This window comes from Streptomyces sp. NPDC031265 (assembly GCF_055570295.1).
The window spans coordinates 232,194-247,702 of the sequence record NZ_JBVIHM010000008.1; the positions used below are offsets into that span (position 1 = coordinate 232,194).

Below are 15,509 nucleotides of genomic sequence, written 5' to 3' on the forward strand. Positions count from 1 at the left end.
GTGACCCGTACACACGCCACCCGCGTACCACCGTCCGACGCCGTGGTCCTGGACTGCGACGGCACCCTCGTCGACACCCAGGCGCACTGGGACCGGGCCTGCGCGGCCGTCTGCGCCCGGCACGGGGTGTCGCTGGGAGACGCGGACCGACTGGCCCTGATCGGACTGCACCTCACGGAACTGGGCCGGGCCCTGGGCCGACTGCTCGGCCGGCCGGCCGAGCACGAACCGCTCGCCGCACAGGTCCGCGCACTCGTCGACGACAGCCTCGACGAAGGCGCCACCGCCATGCCGGGCGCGGCCGAGTTCGTCACCCGGCTGTCCACGAGCCGCCCGCTCGCGGTGGTCTCCAACTCGCCGCGCCACGCCGTCGTCCGCCACCTCGAACACGTCGGTCTCGCCGCCGCGTTCGAGCTGATCCTCGGCAGCGACGACGTCGACCGACCCAAACCGGCACCCGACCTCTACCGCACCGCCTGCGAACAGCTCCACGTCGCACCCGGCCGCGCGGTGGCGGTGGAGGACTCGGCGATCGGCATCCGCTCCGCCCGGGCCGCGGGCCTGTACGTGGTCGCCGTCCCCTCCTCCCCCGGCTCGGCCCTGACCGGCGACGCCGTCTATCCCACCCTGGCCGACCCGGGGCTGCTGCGGAGCTTGGCCCCGGGCCGGATGCGGCTGCCGGTCAGCTGACCGCGGCCGCGAACATCCCGACCTCGTAGGAACCTCCCTTCTGATGCACCATCACAGCGAGCCGGTTGGCCGCGTTGATCATGGCGATCAACGAGACCAGCGCGGCGATCTGGTCGTCGTCGTAGTGCTTGCGAACCTGGGCCCAGGTCTCGTCGGAGACACCCTGGTGGGCGTCGGCGAGCCGGGTGCCCTCTTCCGCGAACGCCAGCGCGGCCTGCTCGGCCTCGGTGAACACGGTGGACTCGCGCCAGGCAGCCACCAGGTTGAGCCGGACCGCGCTCTCACCGGCGGCCGCGGCCTCCTTGGTGTGCAGGTCGATGCACCAGCCGCAGCCATTGATCTGGCTGGCGCGCAGCGACACCAGCTCCTGCGTCGACGCCGGCAGCGACGACTGGTGGATCACCAGGGCGGCGTTGGCGAACCGCTTGGCGAACTTGGAGCCGATCTCGTTCTCGAACAGGTTGAACCGGGAGTCCATGACTTCGTCCTCACTCGTGGTGTTGCTCTGGACGACCAAGAGATGCCGACGACCCGCTCCTTGTGACACGGCGGTCGTGTGACGAGCGCCACCGCTCATGGGTGTCACAAAACCGCGGGGTGCGGTGTCTTGTGCGCGTGACACCGTCAACAGCGAACAGGCAGGAGCAGCTGGTGAAGATCGAGCATGCCGAGCGGATGGAGGACACGGCCGGGGAGCTCACCGGCGGCGGACGCGCGGACGCCGCCACCGAGGCGTTCGTCAGCCATCGCAACCTGCTGTTCACCGTCGCCTACGAGATGCTCGGCTCGGCCGCCGACGCGGAGGACGTCCTGCAGGAGACCTGGCTGCGGTGGGCGGGCGTCGGTCTCGCCGCGGTGCGGGACCGGCGTGCGTACCTGGTCCGGATCACCACGCGCCAGGCGCTGATCCGGCTGCGTACGCTCGGCCGCCGCAAGGAGTCCTACGTCGGCACCTGGCTGCCCGAGCCGCTCCTCACCACGCCCGACGTGGCCGAGGACGTCGAACTGGCCGACAGCGTCTCGATGGCGATGATGCTGGTGCTTGAGACGCTCACGCCGACCGAGCGGGCGGTGTTCGTGCTGCGCGAGGTGTTCGCCATCGAGTACGACGAGATCGCCGAAGCCGTCGACAAGAGCCCCGCCGCGGTCCGCCAGATCGCCCACCGGGCACGGGCACACGTCACGGCACGCCGCCCGCGCGGAACCGTCTCCCCGACCGAGACCCGGGACGCGCTCGACGCGTTCCAACGGGCGGCGGCAACAGGCGATCTGCAGAGCCTGCTCGACATCCTCGCGCCGGACGTCGTCTTCCTGGGTGACGGCGGCGGAGTCAAGCAGGCCGTCCTGCACCCCGTCATGGGGGCCGACAAGGTGGCCCGCCTGCTGGCCGCCGGGCTCGGCAGGATCAGCGCGTCGTCGCTGCGCCCGGCACAGGTCAACGCCTACCCGGCGCTGGTCCTCCGGCTCGACGGCGAGATCGACACCGTCGTGGCGGTGCGCATCGACGACGGCCTCATCACCGGCCTCTACGCCGTACGCAATCCCGCGAAACTCTCGCACATGCAGCAGGAGACCACCTTGCGCCGCTAGAACACGACGCAAGTCACCTCACGATCGGTATCGGAGCGGCGCCGCCTCCGGTGTCGGCGCCGCCACTCATGCGCTCTCCCGGTCCATCGCTACCAGATCCGGGTGTGACGGGGCCTCGGCGGCCAACGCACGCGTCAAGCCGGTATGAGCGAGCAGCGCCACGCCGAAGATCTGTAATCTCCCCCCATGCCCACTACCCCGGTTCGTGTTCGTTTCGCTCCCTCCCCGACGGGAATGTTCCACGTCGGCGGGGCCCGGTCCGCCCTCTACAACTGGGCCGTCGCGCGACAGTCCGGCGGCACGTTCGTCCTCCGTATCGAAGACACCGACGCTGCGCGCAACAGGCCCGAGTGGACGGACGGGATCATCGGCGCGCTCGCGTCGCTCGGCATCTCCCAGGCCGACCCCGCCTTCGAAGGACCGTACTTCCAGTCGCAGAACGCCGACCGGCACCGCGAGGCCGCGCAGCAGTTGTACGCGTCCGGCCACGCGTACTACTGCGACTGCACCCGGGAACAGGTCCAGGAGCGGACCGGGTCGCAGCAGCTCGGGTACGACGGGTTCTGCCGGGAGCGCGCCCTGGAGTACGCGCAGGGGCGGGCGCTGCGGTTCCGTACGCCCGACGAGGGCGCGACCGTGGTCGTGGACCTGGTCCGGGGCGAGCCGGCCTTCCCGAACTCGGCCATCGAGGACTTCGTCATCGCTCGCGGCGACGGATCGCCGGTCTTCCTGATCGCGAACGTGGTGGACGACCTGGCCGAAGGGATCACTCAGGTCATCCGGGGCGAGGAGCACCTGTCGAACACGCCGAAGCAGCAGCTGCTGTGGGAGGCGCTCGGTGCGACACCTCCGGTGTGGGCGCATCTGCCGGTGATCGTCAACGAGAAGCGCCAGAAGCTCTCCAAGCGGCGCGACAAGGTCGCGCTGGAGGACTACCTCGCCGAGGGCTATCTGCCGAAGGCCATGGTGAACTATCTGATGCTGCTGGGCTGGGGCCCCGGCGGCGACATGGAGATCCGGCCGCAGGAGGAGCTGGAGCGGCTGTTCCGGGTCAAGGACGTCAACGGCTCCTCGGCGTTCTTCGACGTGAAGAAGCTGTCCGCCTTCAACGGCGCGTACGTGCGCGATCTGTCGGCCGACGAGTTCATCGAGGCGTGCGGTCCGTGGCTGACCGAGCCGTACGCGACCTGGGCACCCGAATCGTTCGAGGCCGCCGCCTTCGCGACCGTGGCACCGCTGGCACAGACACGCATCACCGTGCTCAGCGAGATCACCAAGTACGTCGACTGGCTCTTCCTCGACGCGCCGGTGGACGACGAGGCGTCGTGGACGAAGGCGATGAAGCCGGGCGCCGCAGCGATCATCAAGGACACCCGGGAGCGCTACGCCAAGACGTCGTGGGACACCGAGTCCCTCAAGTCAGCCCTGGAGGAGGTGGCCGAAGCCCACGACCTCAAACTGGGCAAGGCTCAGGCCCCCGTACGCGTCGCGGTCACCGGGCGAACCGTGGGCCTGCCGCTCTTCGAGTCCCTGGAGGTCCTCGGCCGCGAGCGAACCCTCGCGCGACTGGACGCCGCGCTGACGAAGCTCACCGACTGACTTGGCCGAGGCCCGCCTCACCGGGCCCGGACTCGCTCACGGTCACGGTCACGGTCACTGTGACGCAATGAGCCACTGCTGGCTGAGATCCCCCGTGTCGGTCTGTTCGACGATCTTCGCTCCGTCGCTGGTCGCGTTGCCGGCCACCCCGAGCACCTTCCCGGTGCTGACGCTGACGAGTTTCGCGTAACCGTCGCTGGTGGGCACCTGGCGCCACTGCTGGTTGGTGCCGCCGTTGGCAGGCCACTGGATGACCGGTGTGCCGTCGGTGGACGCGTTGCCCTGGATGTCGACGAGTCGGCCCGAGTTGACGTTGGTCAACGTGCAGATCCCGTCGGCGGCCGTGGTGCGGCGCCATTGCTGGTTGGCGCCGCCGTTGCCGCTCCACTGGTTCAGCTGCACACCGGAAGCGGTTGACCAGTCCGGTACGTCGAGGAGTCTGCCGCTGCGCCGGTTGGTGAGAGTGCAGGGGGTTTCGACGAGGCCTGCCCGGAACGGGATGGGCTGCGGGCGTAGTTGGTGCAGGTCGAGGACGAGGATCTCGTTCTGTCCGACGGTGAGCCACGGGGCGGGGCAGTACAGGCGCTGCTGGGGGCCGATCGACCAGTACCGGCCGAGGTTGTGGCCGTTGACCCAGACGACACCCTTGGTCCAGCCGGACATGTCGAGGTAGGTGTCGCCGGTCTGGGCGAGAGTGACCGTCGCGCGGAAGAAGATGCCGGCGCGGCCGGGTTGGCTGATCCTCGGGCGCAGCGCCGTGACGAAGGCCTCGTCGACCGGCAGGGCGTATGTCTGCCAGTCGCTGACCGTGCCGTTGAGCGGGCCCGCACCGGAGAGGGAGACCTGCTGGGTGATGCCCTTGCGGTCGACCAGGCCGTGGCCGAAATTCGTACGGCCCATGCCCTCGACGAGGATGTCCAGCGTGGGCCTCGGACCCGCCGGTCCCAGCGCCAGACGCGAGCCCGTGGTCATCTTCAGCGGTGTCGCGTACGCCGAGGGGACCGCCGGACGGGAAATACCACCTTGGTAGACCCCGTCGAGGAAGACCGTGGCGTAGTCATGGACGGAGGTGACGTCGAGCGTGGCTCCCGCGTACCCGGAAAGGACCTTGCGGTAGAGCATGAACCCGGAGTTCTGCCCGTAGTTCTCCATGGGCTGCGGCGCCACGGTCTGCGCGGGTGGGAGCGCGGCGGGCAGGTTGTCCCACAGCGAGGCAAAGGCGCTCGGGATCGGGGCGTCGCTTCCGGTGCGTGTGATCGTGGGGACCGGTTCCGGCGCCGGCGGGAGTGGGACGCCCGGGTAGCTTCCGATGAGTGAGCGGTACGCGGTGTACCGCGGCGCGGGCCGCCCCTGCTCGGTGATCGGCGCCCCGTAGTCGTAGGTGGTGATGTCGGCGGTGTAGCCGCTTCCGTCGTCGTTCGCGTTGGCACCGGCCCAGTAACCGAAGTTGGTGCCGCCGTGCACCACATAGAGGTTGAACGACTGCCGGGCGTTCATCAGGTCCCGCAGCGCCCCGGAGAGGTCGGTGTCCTGCCCGGCGAAAGCGCCCTCGCCCCAGTGGGTGAGCCATCCCGGGTAGAGCTCCCCCGACATCGCCGGGACCCGCGGGTACGCCGTGCGGCAGGCCCTGATGTCCGAGGAGGTCCCGCCGCTGAGACCGATCGCCCCGCCGGTGACGTTCGTGTGGTTCGCCACGACCTGGCCGAGCCCGTCCTGGGTGTAGAACGGCCCCTCCACACCTGCCCCGAGCCACAGTTGGCGCAGCTGCTCCAGGTATGTGCCGTCGCTGCCGTACGAGCCGTACTCGTTCTCGATCTGCACCATCAGGATGGGGCCACCGTTGGCGGCCATCAGCGGCCGGACGACCGGGGCGATCGCCTTCACGTACCGGACCACGGCCGCCATGTAGTCCGGGTCCTGGCCCGAGTTCACCCGCAGCCGGATCGACGGCTTCTTCAGGAGGTACGAGGGCAGTCCGCCCAGATCCCATTCGCCGCAGACGTACGGGCCCGGGCGCAGCAGCACGTACATGCCCTCCTGCGCGCAGAGCCGGATGAAGGCGGCGAAGTCGCGCCGGTCAGTGGTGAGGTCGAAGACGCCGGGCCGCTCTTCGAGGTAGTTCCACATGACGTAGAGCGCGATGGTGTTGAGGCCCATGGCTCTGGCCATTTGGATGCGGTGGCGCCAGTACTGTACGGGGATGCGAGCGGGGTGCATCTCACCGCTGCGGATCTGGAACACGGCGTCGTCGAGGACGAATTGGGACCCGTCGGCAGAGAAGCCGAAGGTGTGACCGGCGGCGAAGGCGCGGCTGCCGGAGACGGCCATCGCGGCCGCCGGGCTCAGGGCGGCGGCGAGCAGCAGGGTGCGTCGGTCCATACGTACTCCCCGGGAGCGGCAGACGGACTGCGGGCGGTCATGAGGCATTCGGCGGCACGTGAGGCGAGCGGAACGACACGCGTCTCTGTGTCGCGCTGCGCCGCAACGTATTTAATCGATCAAGAAGCGTCAAGAGTGCACGTAATCAAACATGACGCCTGGGGAAGCCGTGCCTGCGAACCCCCGCGAACACCCGGCCGTGATCAACTCAAGCTGTCTGCACGGTGATTGAAGGTGCTTCAAACTCCGCGCTACGATGCACCATCAATCACGCCATGGCCGCACGTCCCCTTCTCACCACAGAGGAGCTCCCCGTGCCACGCCCCCCACGTTCACCACGCATACGTACCGCCCTGACCGCATTCGCCGCGGCCCTGCTGTGCCTGCCGCTCGCGACGGCGACCGGCGCGCACGCCTCCCCCGCGCCCCCCGCGTCCCCCCGGCCCCCCGTCTCCGCAGCAGCCCAAGGGCCGGCCCCCACCCCGCCGATGGGCTGGAACGACTGGGCCCACTACCAGTGCGGCGTCACCGAGCAGACCGTCACCGCCAACGCCGACGCCCTCGTCTCCACCGGCCTGGCCGCCGAGGGATACACCACGGTGACCGTGGACGACTGCTGGACGACCCGGTCCCGGGACGCCGACGGGAACCTCGTCGCCGACCCGGTGAAGTTCCCGCACGGCATGGCCTGGCTCGGCTCGTACCTCCACGCCCGCGGGCTCCGGTTCGGCATCTACGAGGACGCGGGCTCGTCGACCTGCGGCGGCTATCCCGGCAGCGGCCGACCCCAGGGCGGCGGCGCGGACCACTTCGCCCAGGACGCCGCCGCGTTCGCCTCCTGGGGCGTGGACTACCTCAAACTCGACGGCTGCAATGTGTACGTGACCCCGGGCCAGACGCAGGAGCAGGCGTACCGGCAGGCATACGACGCCCAGGCGGCGGCGCTGCGCGGCTCGGGCCGCGACATCGTGTTCTCCGAGTCGGCGCCCGCCTACTTCCAGAGCGGCGAATGGGGCGACCCCACCTGGTTCGACGTGCTGTCCTGGGTCGGCTCGGACGGCCAGCTCTGGCGCGAGGGCTGGGACATCGCCACCTACGATCCCGCGCGGCCGAACACGAGCCGCTGGTCCAGCGTGCTCGCCAACTACGGCTACAACCGCTGGATCGGCCGCTACGCCGCACCGGGCAACTGGAACGACCCGGACTTCCTGATCGCGGGCGCGGGCGGGCTCACCGACGACGAATCCCGCAGCCAGGTCGCCCTGTGGTCGATGATGGCCGCGCCGCTCATCCTCTCCTCGGACGTCGCCAAGCTCACCCCCGCGGCCCGGTCAGCACTGGGCAACACCGAGCTGATCAAGGTGGACCAGGACAGCCTCGGCCGGCAGGCGGGCGTGGTGTCCACGGACGGCAGCACCGACGTGCTCGCCCGGCCACTCGCCAACGGGGACCGCGCGGTCGCCGTACTCAACCGGAGTGCGACCGCCCGTACCCTCTCCACCGCGCTCGCCGACATGGGCCTGCCGGGCTGCACGGTGGCCGCCAAGGATCTGTGGACCGGCGCCACCTCGACCGCCGGCGGCAGCCTGACCGCGACCGTCCCCGCCCACGGCACGGCGGTCTGGCGCCTCACCCCGCGCAGCGACTGCGGCGCTGCGGTCCCCACCGGCCAGCTCACCGGAAACGGCGCCAAGTGCGCGGACGTCACGCGCAGCGGCACCGCCGACGGCACCCAGGTGATCCTCTACACCTGCACCGGCAACCCCAACCAGCGCTGGACCACGGGCACCGACCGCGCCCTGCGCTCACTCGGCAAGTGCCTCACCGCGAGCAACACCACCGCCGGCAGCCCCGTCACCCTGTCCACCTGCACCGGCGCCACCGCTCAGCAGTGGACCGCCAACCCCGACGGCACACTCCGCAATGCCGCGAGCGCGCTGTGCCTGGACGTGTACGGCGGCGGCACGGCCGATGCGACCAAGCTCGACACATGGACATGCGGCCACCTCCAGGCCAACCAGGTCTGGTCACTGCCCAACTGACAAGCGGTCACGTCAACGGCACACCGCCGAGGCCGCGACCTCCCGGGCTGCACCGCTGCTACCGGCCGAACCGAACGCTCAAGAAGCGCAGCCCCTTCGCAGCGTTCTGGCCGGGCGCGACCCTCGTGGCCTTGCCCTTGCACTGCTTACCGGCGAAGACGGTGGCCGGAGAGACCGTCCCGTTGTGGGGGCTGGACGACGCCTGGGACATCGTGAAGCACTTGCCGTCCGGCAGGTCCTGCACGAAGTACGGCCGACCCGCACTCTGGAAAGTGAACGGGCCCTTCGCGGCGACCGCCGTCCCGGCGGAGACGGTCAGGGCGACGCTCAGCCCGACGAGAGAGACGACGAACGGACGGATAAGACGCATTATTGATCCCCTGTTGAACAACGAACGACAAAGCGGAAGTGCTTCCCCCACACAACGACACTCAGCCGTGGGCGACACGAGCGGCCCGCTTCATCGGATCGTCGGACGGCGGTCAGGGGCAGGGGCCGCGGGGCCGGCCCCCGGGTATATCGAGGTGCGGGCGCCGGAATTCGTTTGACTTGGAGTGCACTCCAGCACCTAGCGTCCTGAACAGATGGTTTCGAGTTCAGGAGGCAACAGTATGAGCACTGTCCCCACCCGCTACCTGGGCAGCCTGGCGGTCTCCGCACAGGGCCTCGGGTGCATGGGCATGAGCCACGGCTACGGCGCCACGGACGACACGCAGTCGATAGCGACACTGCACCACGCCCTCGACCTCGGGGTGACCTTGCTGGACACCTCCGACTTCTACGGTTCCGGTCACAACGAGGAGTTGATCGGGCGGGCCATTGCCGGGCGGAGCCGTGACGAAGTGGTGGTGGCCACCAAGTTCGGCTTCGCCAACAGCCTGGGCGAGCCCACCCGCATCCGCGGGGACGCCGCCTACGTACGGCAGGCGTGCGAGGCGTCGCTGCGTCGGCTCGGGGTCGACCACATCGACCTCTACTACCAGCACCGGGTCGATCCGACAGTGCCGATCGAGGAGACCGTCGGCGCCATGGCCGAGCTGGTGCGCGAGGGGAAGGTACGCCACCTCGGGCTCTCCGAGGCCGGTGCCCGGACGATCCGGCGGGCGCACGCGGTGCACCCGATCGCTGCGCTGCAGAGCGAGTGGTCGCTGTGGACCCGCGACCTGGAGGCGGAGATCGCCCCGGTCTGCCGGGAACTCGGCATCGGCCTCGTCCCGTTCTCCCCGCTCGGCCGTGGCTTCCTGACCGGCCAGTACAGCTCGGTCGAAGGGCTGGACGCCACCGACATCCGGCGCAGCCAGCCGCGCTTCGCCGACGGCAACCTCGACCGTAACCTGGCGATCGTGGCGAAGCTCAACGAGCTGGCCGCGGCAAAGGGCATCACCGCCGGGCAACTCGCCCTGGCCTGGGTGCAGCACCGGGGCCAGGACGTGGTGCCGATCCCCGGCACCCGGCGTCAGCGTTACCTGGAGGAGAACCTCGCAGCCCTGACCGTCGAACTGTCCCCGGAGGACCTCGCCGCCATCGAGGCCGCCGCCCCGCGTGAGCAGATCGCCGGCACCCGCTACGACGCCACCAGCCTCACCTTCGTCGACAACTGAGCCGTTACTGAACCCGTACGGCCGTGTCCCAGGCCTCGGGGGAGCGCCCCGGCGACCGAAGTGGCTGCTCCGAGGCCGTGGGCCGGTCTGCGAGAATGTGCCGTATGACGGTGCGCGGCAGAAATCATGTGACGGTGACCGGTCGGCCGGGAGGGCCGGTGGTGATGCTGGCGCACGGGTTCGGGTGCGATCAGAACATGTGGCGGCTGGTCGTACCGCTTCTGGAGCCGCACTTCACCGTGGTGCTCTTCGACCATGTGGGAGCCGGGCGTTCTGACCTGTCGGCGTGGAGCCCGGAGCGCTATTCCTCACTGGAGGGGTATGCCGAGGACGTACTGGAGATCTGCCACGATCTGGCGCTCGGGCCGGTGACGTTCGTGGGGCACTCGGTGAGCGCGATGATGGGCGTACTGGCCGCAGCGCGGAAGCCGGAGGCGTTCACCCGGCTGGTCCTGCTCGCCCCGTCTCCGTGCTTCATCGACCATCCGGATACGGGTTATCGGGGCGGCTTCAGCGCCGAGGACATCGATGAACTGCTGGAGTCGCTGGATGCGAACTATCTGGGCTGGTCGGGCGCCATGGCGCCGGTGATCATGGGGAATCCCGAGCGTCCGGAACTGAGCGAGGAGCTGACCAACAGCTTCTGCCGCACCGATCCGGACATCGCCCGGGTCTTCGCCCGGGTGACGTTCCTGTCCGACAATCGCGAGGACCTCGCCGAGGTCACCGTGCCCACCCTGGTCGCGCAGTGTTCGAGTGACGCGATCGCGCCCCCGGAGGTCGGAGCCTTCGTCCAGGCTCGGATTCCCGGCAGCCGACTGGTCACGCTCAACGCGACCGGGCACTGCCCCCAGCTCGCCGCACCCGAGGAAACGGCTGCCGCGATCAGCGCCTTCGCGCGTGCGGGCCACTGATGTACCCGGCCAACGGCGGCGACAGCGGCGAGTACCGGACTCCCGGAAAGCAGCCGGGTGACGACGGCGCCGCGTTCTCGGCCTTGCTGGAAGACAGTGCCGAGGACCTTTACGAGCATGCGCCGTGCGGCTACCTCTCCACACTCCTGGACGGCACGATCGCGAAGATCAACACGACACTGCTGGACTGGCTGGGCCACGCACGGAACGACGTGGTGGGCCGCATGACGTTCTCCGACCTGCTCACGGTGGGAGGCCGCCTCTATCACGAGACCCACTTCGCTCCCCTGCTGCGCATGCAGGGCGAGGTCAGCGGGATCGCCCTGGAGCTCAAGGCCGCTGACGGCAGCCGTCTGCCGGTGCTGGTGACGTCCACGGTCAAGACGGGCAGCGACGGGCAGCCGCTGCTCATCCGTACCACCGTCTTCGACGCCCGCGACCGCCGCGCGTACGAGACCGAACTGCTGCGCGCACGCCGGGAAGCGGAGCGCGAACGCGAGGAACTCAAGCGCCTCAACGCCACCCTGCAGCAGACCTTGCTGCCCCCGGCCCTGGTGAGCGTGCCCGGCCTGGACGTGGCCGCGCACTACCACATCGCCTCCACGGACGAGGTCGGCGGCGACTTCTACGACCTGTTCCCCCTCGCCGACGGAGCGTGGGGGCTGTTCCTGGGCGACGTGTGCGGCAAGGGCACCGCCGCCGCGGCCCTCACGTCCCTCGCCCGCTACACCCTGCGCGCCGCCGCCGTCTACGACCCCGACCCGGCCGCCGTCCTCGCCAACCTCAACACCGTCCTCAACCACGAATACAACGGCACCGACCCACGGTTCTGCACCGTCATCTTCGGACTGCTCACCCCCGACGACGACCGGGACGGTTTCCGTATCACGCTGGCCAGCGGCGGCCACCCTCCGGCCCTGTTGATACGAGCCGACGGCAGCGCCGACTATCTGCCCACCCCCGGAGGGCAGCTCATCGGCGTCCTGCCCGACGTCGACATCGCCACCACGGCCGTCCGCCTGGACCCCGGCGACACCCTGCTGCTCCACACCGACGGCCTCACCGAAGCCCACACCGCGCAGATCGGTGGCGGCGACCGCTACGGGGACGAAGCCCTCCTCGACTTCGCCCGGGCCCTGGGACCGACGACCGCCGCCCACACCATCACCGCGGTCCGCGCCCTGCTCGACACCCTCGGCACCGGAGTGGACGACGACACGGCCGTCCTCGCCATCAGCGTGCCCCGAGCCCCCAGTGAAGAGCAGCAGTGCCCGAACTGACCGTCCGCACCCGCACCACCCCCGCCGGGCCCGTCATCGAACTGGCCGGAGAGCTCGACCACGACAGCGCCGCCGACGTACGCGCACTCCTGCGAGGCCTGGAACTCGGGGCAGGCCGGCAATTGGTCATCGACCTGAGCGGCATCACCGTCTGCGACTCCAGCGGTATCACCGTGCTGCTCGCCGCCCGCAACCACGCTCTCGATGCCCGGGCGGGCATCGTCTTGGCCACCGTTCCCGCTCGGGTCAGCCGCATCTTCCACATGGTCGGCCTCGACCAGGTGTTCCCCACCTACCCCACCGCACAAGCAGCCGAAGCCGCCTGGACGCCGCCCCCGACCCATCCGTGAACGGGGGTGCGATCGTCTCCGGCGTGTCCACGCGCTGGCCCCGTTGGACCAGCCGCGCGGGCCTCGCGTGCCGCTACTCGCCGGTTTGGGGCAGATTCCCCTTGGCGTCGTCGTACGTGCCGTCGCCCGTCGGCTCCGCCGGGGCGTACACCAAGTGCAGCACTCCGGTTTGGAACGTCTCGGAAGAGATCAGCCGCAGCGGGACCGCGGTCCCGCCCTCGTCGAACAGTCGCATGCCCTTGCGCACGGCGAGCGGGTGCACCAGCAGATGCAGCTCGTCCAGGAGGCCGGCCGCCAGGAGCTGGCGGACGACCGAGATCGAGCCGCTGAGGGCGATGTCCCCGCCGGGCTCGTTCTTCAAGGCGGTGACGGCGTCAACGAGGTCGCCCTCCAGCTGCTCGGAGTTCCGCCAAGTGAACTCCAGCTTCCGGCTCGACGCGACGATCTTGCGTGCGTCGCCGAGCGTCTTCGCGAAGCCCGCGTCCTCGCCGCCGGCCGCCTCGCGCTCCGGCCACGCCCCGGCGAAGCTGTCGTAGGTCTTGCGGCCGAACAGAACCGTGTCGGCCGTGCCGAGCATCGCGCCGACGGCCGCACCCATCTCGTCGTTGAAGTACGGGAAGTGCCACTGGTCGGGCGCCTCCACGACCCCGTCGAGCGAGATGAAAAGGCCAGCCGTGATCTTCCTCATGATGTTGCTCCCAGAAGGTTCGCCGTTGCGGTCTGCTCCAGTAAGACGGCGCAGCGCGCGGGAACTCATCGGTGGCGACAAGGTCGATTTCTCGGCGGCACGACGACCTCGCCCGTTGGCTTGTTCGCGCTCTGTGACGGCGGCGGCGAATACGTTGAGGTGGTGTCCGAACAGCACCGGCAGAACAGCACCGGCACCATCGCGCAAGGAGCACCACTCATGCCGTACGACCGCGCATCGAGTTCCGAGCAGGCAACCCGCAGCTACTACGACACCGCCGACGTCGACGCCTTCTACGACGCCGTGTGGGGCGGCGAGGACATCCACACCGGGATCTACAGCCATGACGAGGAGTCGATCGCGACGGCCTCGCGCCGCACCGTCGAGCAGGCCGCGGACAAGGTGAGCGGTCTGCTCACCGCAGACAGCACAGTGCTGGACCTCGGGTCGGGCTACGGGGGCGCCACCCGCTATCTGGCCGAACGCTTCGGGTGCCACGTCGTCGCCCTCAACCTCAGCGAACCCCAGAACGAGCGCCACCGCGCCACGAACGCCGCGCGCGGCCTCGGCGCTCTGATCGAGGTCGTCACGGGATCCTTCCACGACATCCCCTTCCCGGACCGCCGCTTCGACGTCGTCTGGTCCCAGGAAGCCTTCTGCCACAGCGGCGACCGCGCCCAGCTGCTCAGCGAGGCCGTACGTGTCCTCAAGCCGGAAGGGGCTCTCGTCTTCACCGACCTGATGGCCGCCGAGGACGTCCCCGTCCGCACGCTGCGCCCCGCCGTGTCGCGGCTGGGCGTGGACGCCCTCGCCACCCCGGACCTCTACCGCCACACGCTCGCCGGACTCGGCCTGTCCCGCACCGACTTCGACGACCGCAGCGGCCAGGTCCTCACCCACTACGAACGCCTCAACGCGGAGACCCACCGACGAGAGCACGAACTGCGTCAGATCATCAGCCCCGCGTACGTCGACGGTCTGCTCGCCAATCTGCCGCTGTGGGTGGACGCGGCCCACCGCGGGCACCTGCGCTGGGGCATCTTCCACTCCCGCCGCGCCTGAACCTCATTTCCGCTCGCCCCGCGTGGGTGGTCCGGAGCAGGGCCAGTCATGCGCCGGGCGCCACAGCAGTGACCAAGCGCTGTTCCACTGAGCGGACCGGCGCCCGTCCGCGTTCACGCCGCATGCAGCGCCACCGTCGGATGCAGACGCGAGGCGCGGATCGCCGGGTAGAGGCCCGCGATCACGCCGATCAGGAGGGTGGCGGCCAGACCGCCCGCCAGGGACCAGGGTGGGACCACCGTCGTCCACCCCTGGGCCCGGGCGAAGCCGTACGTCGCCGTCGTGCCCAGCAGTGCGCCCGTCGCCCCGCCCAGCCCCGACAACAGCAGTGACTCGGTGAGGAACTGGAGGCGGATGGCGTTGCGGGTCGCGCCCAGGGAGCGGCGCAGGCCGATCTCCTGGCGGCGTTCCAGGACGGAGATGACCATGGTGTTGGCGACGCCCACCCCGCCGACCAGCGGGGCCACCGCGCCCAGGCCGAGCATCAGGGTCGTCAGGCCCTCGTCGGTGGCGGCCGTGGCTGCCAGGGCGTCGGAGGGGCGGGAGATCTTGATGCCTGCGTGGCTGCCGGGGTTGATACTGCGGGCGAGGACCACCCGTACGTCCTCCACCGAGTCGTCGGTGGACCGCTCGAAGATGGTCGTGGGGTGGCCGTCGAAGCCGAAGTAGCGCTGGGGCGGCGGGGAATCCGACCATGGCCACCCGGTCCAGGGTGGGGACCAGCTCGATCGGTTTGAGGATGCCGACGACGACCACACGTGTGTCGTTCATCATGATCGTCTCGCCGGTGCGGGTGATGCCGAGGCGGTCCGCCGCCACCGCGCCGAGGACGGTCGTCGGGAGGCGTTCGCCGGCCGCGGTCAGCCGGACGCCCCGGTCGACCTCGCCGCCGAGCGCGGACAGCAGGTCGAGGCGGGCCGCCTGGGTGATGACGCCTGCGGTGCGCTCCTCGGGGACCACCTCGCTGCGGCGGACGCGCGCGTCGACGTTGGCGGTGGCCGTGGCGTGCCGCACCGGGCCGATGCGCTCGACCGTCGCGACCGCGTTCTTGGGGAGCTTGACCGGCCGGCCCGTACCGTCGTCGTCCGCCTCGGCGGTGAGGAGGTTGGTGCCCAGGCGGTCGAGCCGGGCCATCAGGTCCGCGCGGCTCGACTCGGAGAGGCCGACGACCGCGACCATGGTCGCGATGCCGATGGCGATGCCGAGCGCCGAGAGCACCACGCGCGCCCGCCGCGCGAGCAGGCCGACCGCGCCGACGCGGAGGATGTCGCCGGGCGTGAGGCGGGAGGGCGGCCAGCAGCACCACCGGTGCGG

At 70.1% G+C, this 15,509-nt stretch carries 13 protein-coding genes and 1 pseudogene; 9 read left to right on the forward strand and 5 right to left on the reverse strand.

All coding sequences use genetic code 11. The features are described from left to right. A complete protein-coding gene (locus ACZ499_RS15775) occupies nucleotides 1-690 on the forward strand; it encodes an HAD family hydrolase (RefSeq protein ID WP_468675417.1) in 690 nt (229 codons plus the stop codon). Here the strand turns inward: ACZ499_RS15775 and ACZ499_RS15780 are convergent. Continuing rightward, the gene (locus tag ACZ499_RS15780; protein ID WP_468675418.1) at nucleotides 683-1,168 is read right to left on the reverse strand and encodes a carboxymuconolactone decarboxylase family protein; all 486 of its coding nucleotides are present in this window, start codon (nucleotides 1,166-1,168) and stop codon (nucleotides 683-685) included. The two genes, ACZ499_RS15775 and ACZ499_RS15780, sit on opposite strands and share 8 nt — an antisense overlap. 131 nt (nucleotides 1,169-1,299) lie before the next feature. On the opposite strand from ACZ499_RS15780, the gene ACZ499_RS15785 reads away from it, so the two are divergent. Together ACZ499_RS15785 and gltX are read left to right on the forward strand one after the other, a co-directional pair. Continuing rightward, nucleotides 1,300-2,280 (forward strand): RNA polymerase sigma-70 factor, encoded by a 981-nt coding sequence (locus ACZ499_RS15785; RefSeq protein ID WP_468675420.1) that lies wholly within the window; start codon nucleotides 1,300-1,302, stop codon nucleotides 2,278-2,280. Between the two features lie 234 nt (nucleotides 2,281-2,514). Then, the gene (gene gltX, locus ACZ499_RS15790; protein WP_468675483.1) at nucleotides 2,515-3,879 is read left to right on the forward strand and encodes a glutamate--tRNA ligase; all 1,365 of its coding nucleotides are present in this window, start codon (nucleotides 2,515-2,517) and stop codon (nucleotides 3,877-3,879) included. A 54-nt stretch (nucleotides 3,880-3,933) separates the two neighbouring features. On the opposite strand, the gene ACZ499_RS15795 is transcribed toward gltX, so the two are convergent. Next, nucleotides 3,934-6,258 (reverse strand): beta-galactosidase, encoded by a 2,325-nt coding sequence (locus ACZ499_RS15795; protein WP_468675422.1) that lies wholly within the window; start codon nucleotides 6,256-6,258, stop codon nucleotides 3,934-3,936. Nucleotides 6,259-6,572: 314 nt separating this feature from the next. On the opposite strand from ACZ499_RS15795, the gene ACZ499_RS15800 reads away from it, so the two are divergent. Continuing rightward, entirely contained in the window at nucleotides 6,573-8,300 is a 1,728-nt protein-coding gene (locus ACZ499_RS15800) for a ricin-type beta-trefoil lectin domain protein (RefSeq protein WP_468675423.1), read from the forward strand. Nucleotides 8,301-8,358: 58 nt separating this feature from the next. Here the strand turns inward: ACZ499_RS15800 and ACZ499_RS15805 are convergent, their stop codons facing one another. After that, nucleotides 8,359-8,670, reverse strand: coding sequence for a hypothetical protein (locus ACZ499_RS15805; protein ID WP_468675425.1), 312 nt, complete (start codon nucleotides 8,668-8,670; stop codon nucleotides 8,359-8,361). A 241-nt stretch (nucleotides 8,671-8,911) separates the two neighbouring features. Here ACZ499_RS15805 and ACZ499_RS15810 point away from each other — a divergent pair, with 241 nt between their 5' ends. The 4 genes from ACZ499_RS15810 (at nucleotide 8,912) to ACZ499_RS15825 (ending at nucleotide 12,445) form a co-directional block, all read left to right on the forward strand. Further along, on the forward strand, nucleotides 8,912-9,901 hold the full coding sequence (locus ACZ499_RS15810; RefSeq protein WP_385539669.1) for an aldo/keto reductase: 990 nt from the start codon (nucleotides 8,912-8,914) through the stop codon (nucleotides 9,899-9,901). Between the two features lie 104 nt (nucleotides 9,902-10,005). Further along, nucleotides 10,006-10,815 (forward strand): alpha/beta fold hydrolase, encoded by an 810-nt coding sequence (locus tag ACZ499_RS15815; RefSeq protein ID WP_468675427.1) that lies wholly within the window; start codon nucleotides 10,006-10,008, stop codon nucleotides 10,813-10,815. Continuing rightward, on the forward strand, nucleotides 10,815-12,095 hold the full coding sequence (locus tag ACZ499_RS15820) for a SpoIIE family protein phosphatase (RefSeq protein ID WP_468675429.1): 1,281 nt from the start codon (nucleotides 10,815-10,817) through the stop codon (nucleotides 12,093-12,095). Before ACZ499_RS15815 ends, ACZ499_RS15820 begins: the two co-directional genes overlap by 1 nt. After that, the gene (locus ACZ499_RS15825; RefSeq protein WP_468675431.1) at nucleotides 12,083-12,445 is read left to right on the forward strand and encodes an STAS domain-containing protein; all 363 of its coding nucleotides are present in this window, start codon (nucleotides 12,083-12,085) and stop codon (nucleotides 12,443-12,445) included. Before ACZ499_RS15820 ends, ACZ499_RS15825 begins: the two co-directional genes overlap by 13 nt. A gap of 73 nt (nucleotides 12,446-12,518) precedes the next feature. Here the strand turns inward: ACZ499_RS15825 and ACZ499_RS15830 are convergent, their stop codons facing one another. Further along, nucleotides 12,519-13,133, reverse strand: a complete 615-nt coding sequence (locus ACZ499_RS15830) for a dihydrofolate reductase family protein (protein WP_468675434.1) — start codon at nucleotides 13,131-13,133, stop codon at nucleotides 12,519-12,521. Nucleotides 13,134-13,295: 162 nt separating this feature from the next. Here ACZ499_RS15830 and ACZ499_RS15835 point away from each other — a divergent pair, with 162 nt between their 5' ends. Then, nucleotides 13,296-14,195, forward strand: coding sequence for an SAM-dependent methyltransferase (locus tag ACZ499_RS15835; RefSeq protein WP_468675435.1), 900 nt, complete (start codon nucleotides 13,296-13,298; stop codon nucleotides 14,193-14,195). A 113-nt stretch (nucleotides 14,196-14,308) separates the two neighbouring features. On the opposite strand, the pseudogene ACZ499_RS15840 reads toward ACZ499_RS15835, so the two are convergent. Beyond that, nucleotides 14,309-15,461: pseudogene (locus ACZ499_RS15840) on the reverse strand (ABC transporter permease). Nucleotides 15,462-15,509 lie beyond the last annotated feature (48 nt).

Bases quoted from the DNA above. Each gene is read 5' to 3' on its own strand.
- ACZ499_RS15820 (WP_468675429.1), top strand. From the start codon at position 10,815: ATGTACCCGGCCAACGGCGGCGACAGCGGCGAGTACCGGACTCCCGGA.
- ACZ499_RS15805 (WP_468675425.1), bottom strand. From the start codon at position 8,670: ATGCGTCTTATCCGTCCGTTCGTCGTCTCTCTCGTCGGGCTGAGCGTC.
- ACZ499_RS15815 (WP_468675427.1), top strand. From the start codon at position 10,006: ATGACGGTGCGCGGCAGAAATCATGTGACGGTGACCGGTCGGCCGGGA.
- ACZ499_RS15830 (WP_468675434.1), bottom strand. From the start codon at position 13,133: ATGAGGAAGATCACGGCTGGCCTTTTCATCTCGCTCGACGGGGTCGTG.
- ACZ499_RS15810 (WP_385539669.1), top strand. From the start codon at position 8,912: ATGAGCACTGTCCCCACCCGCTACCTGGGCAGCCTGGCGGTCTCCGCA.
- ACZ499_RS15795 (WP_468675422.1), bottom strand. From the start codon at position 6,258: ATGGACCGACGCACCCTGCTGCTCGCCGCCGCCCTGAGCCCGGCGGCC.
- ACZ499_RS15780 (WP_468675418.1), bottom strand. From the start codon at position 1,168: ATGGACTCCCGGTTCAACCTGTTCGAGAACGAGATCGGCTCCAAGTTC.
- gltX (WP_468675483.1), top strand. From the start codon at position 2,515: ATGTTCCACGTCGGCGGGGCCCGGTCCGCCCTCTACAACTGGGCCGTC.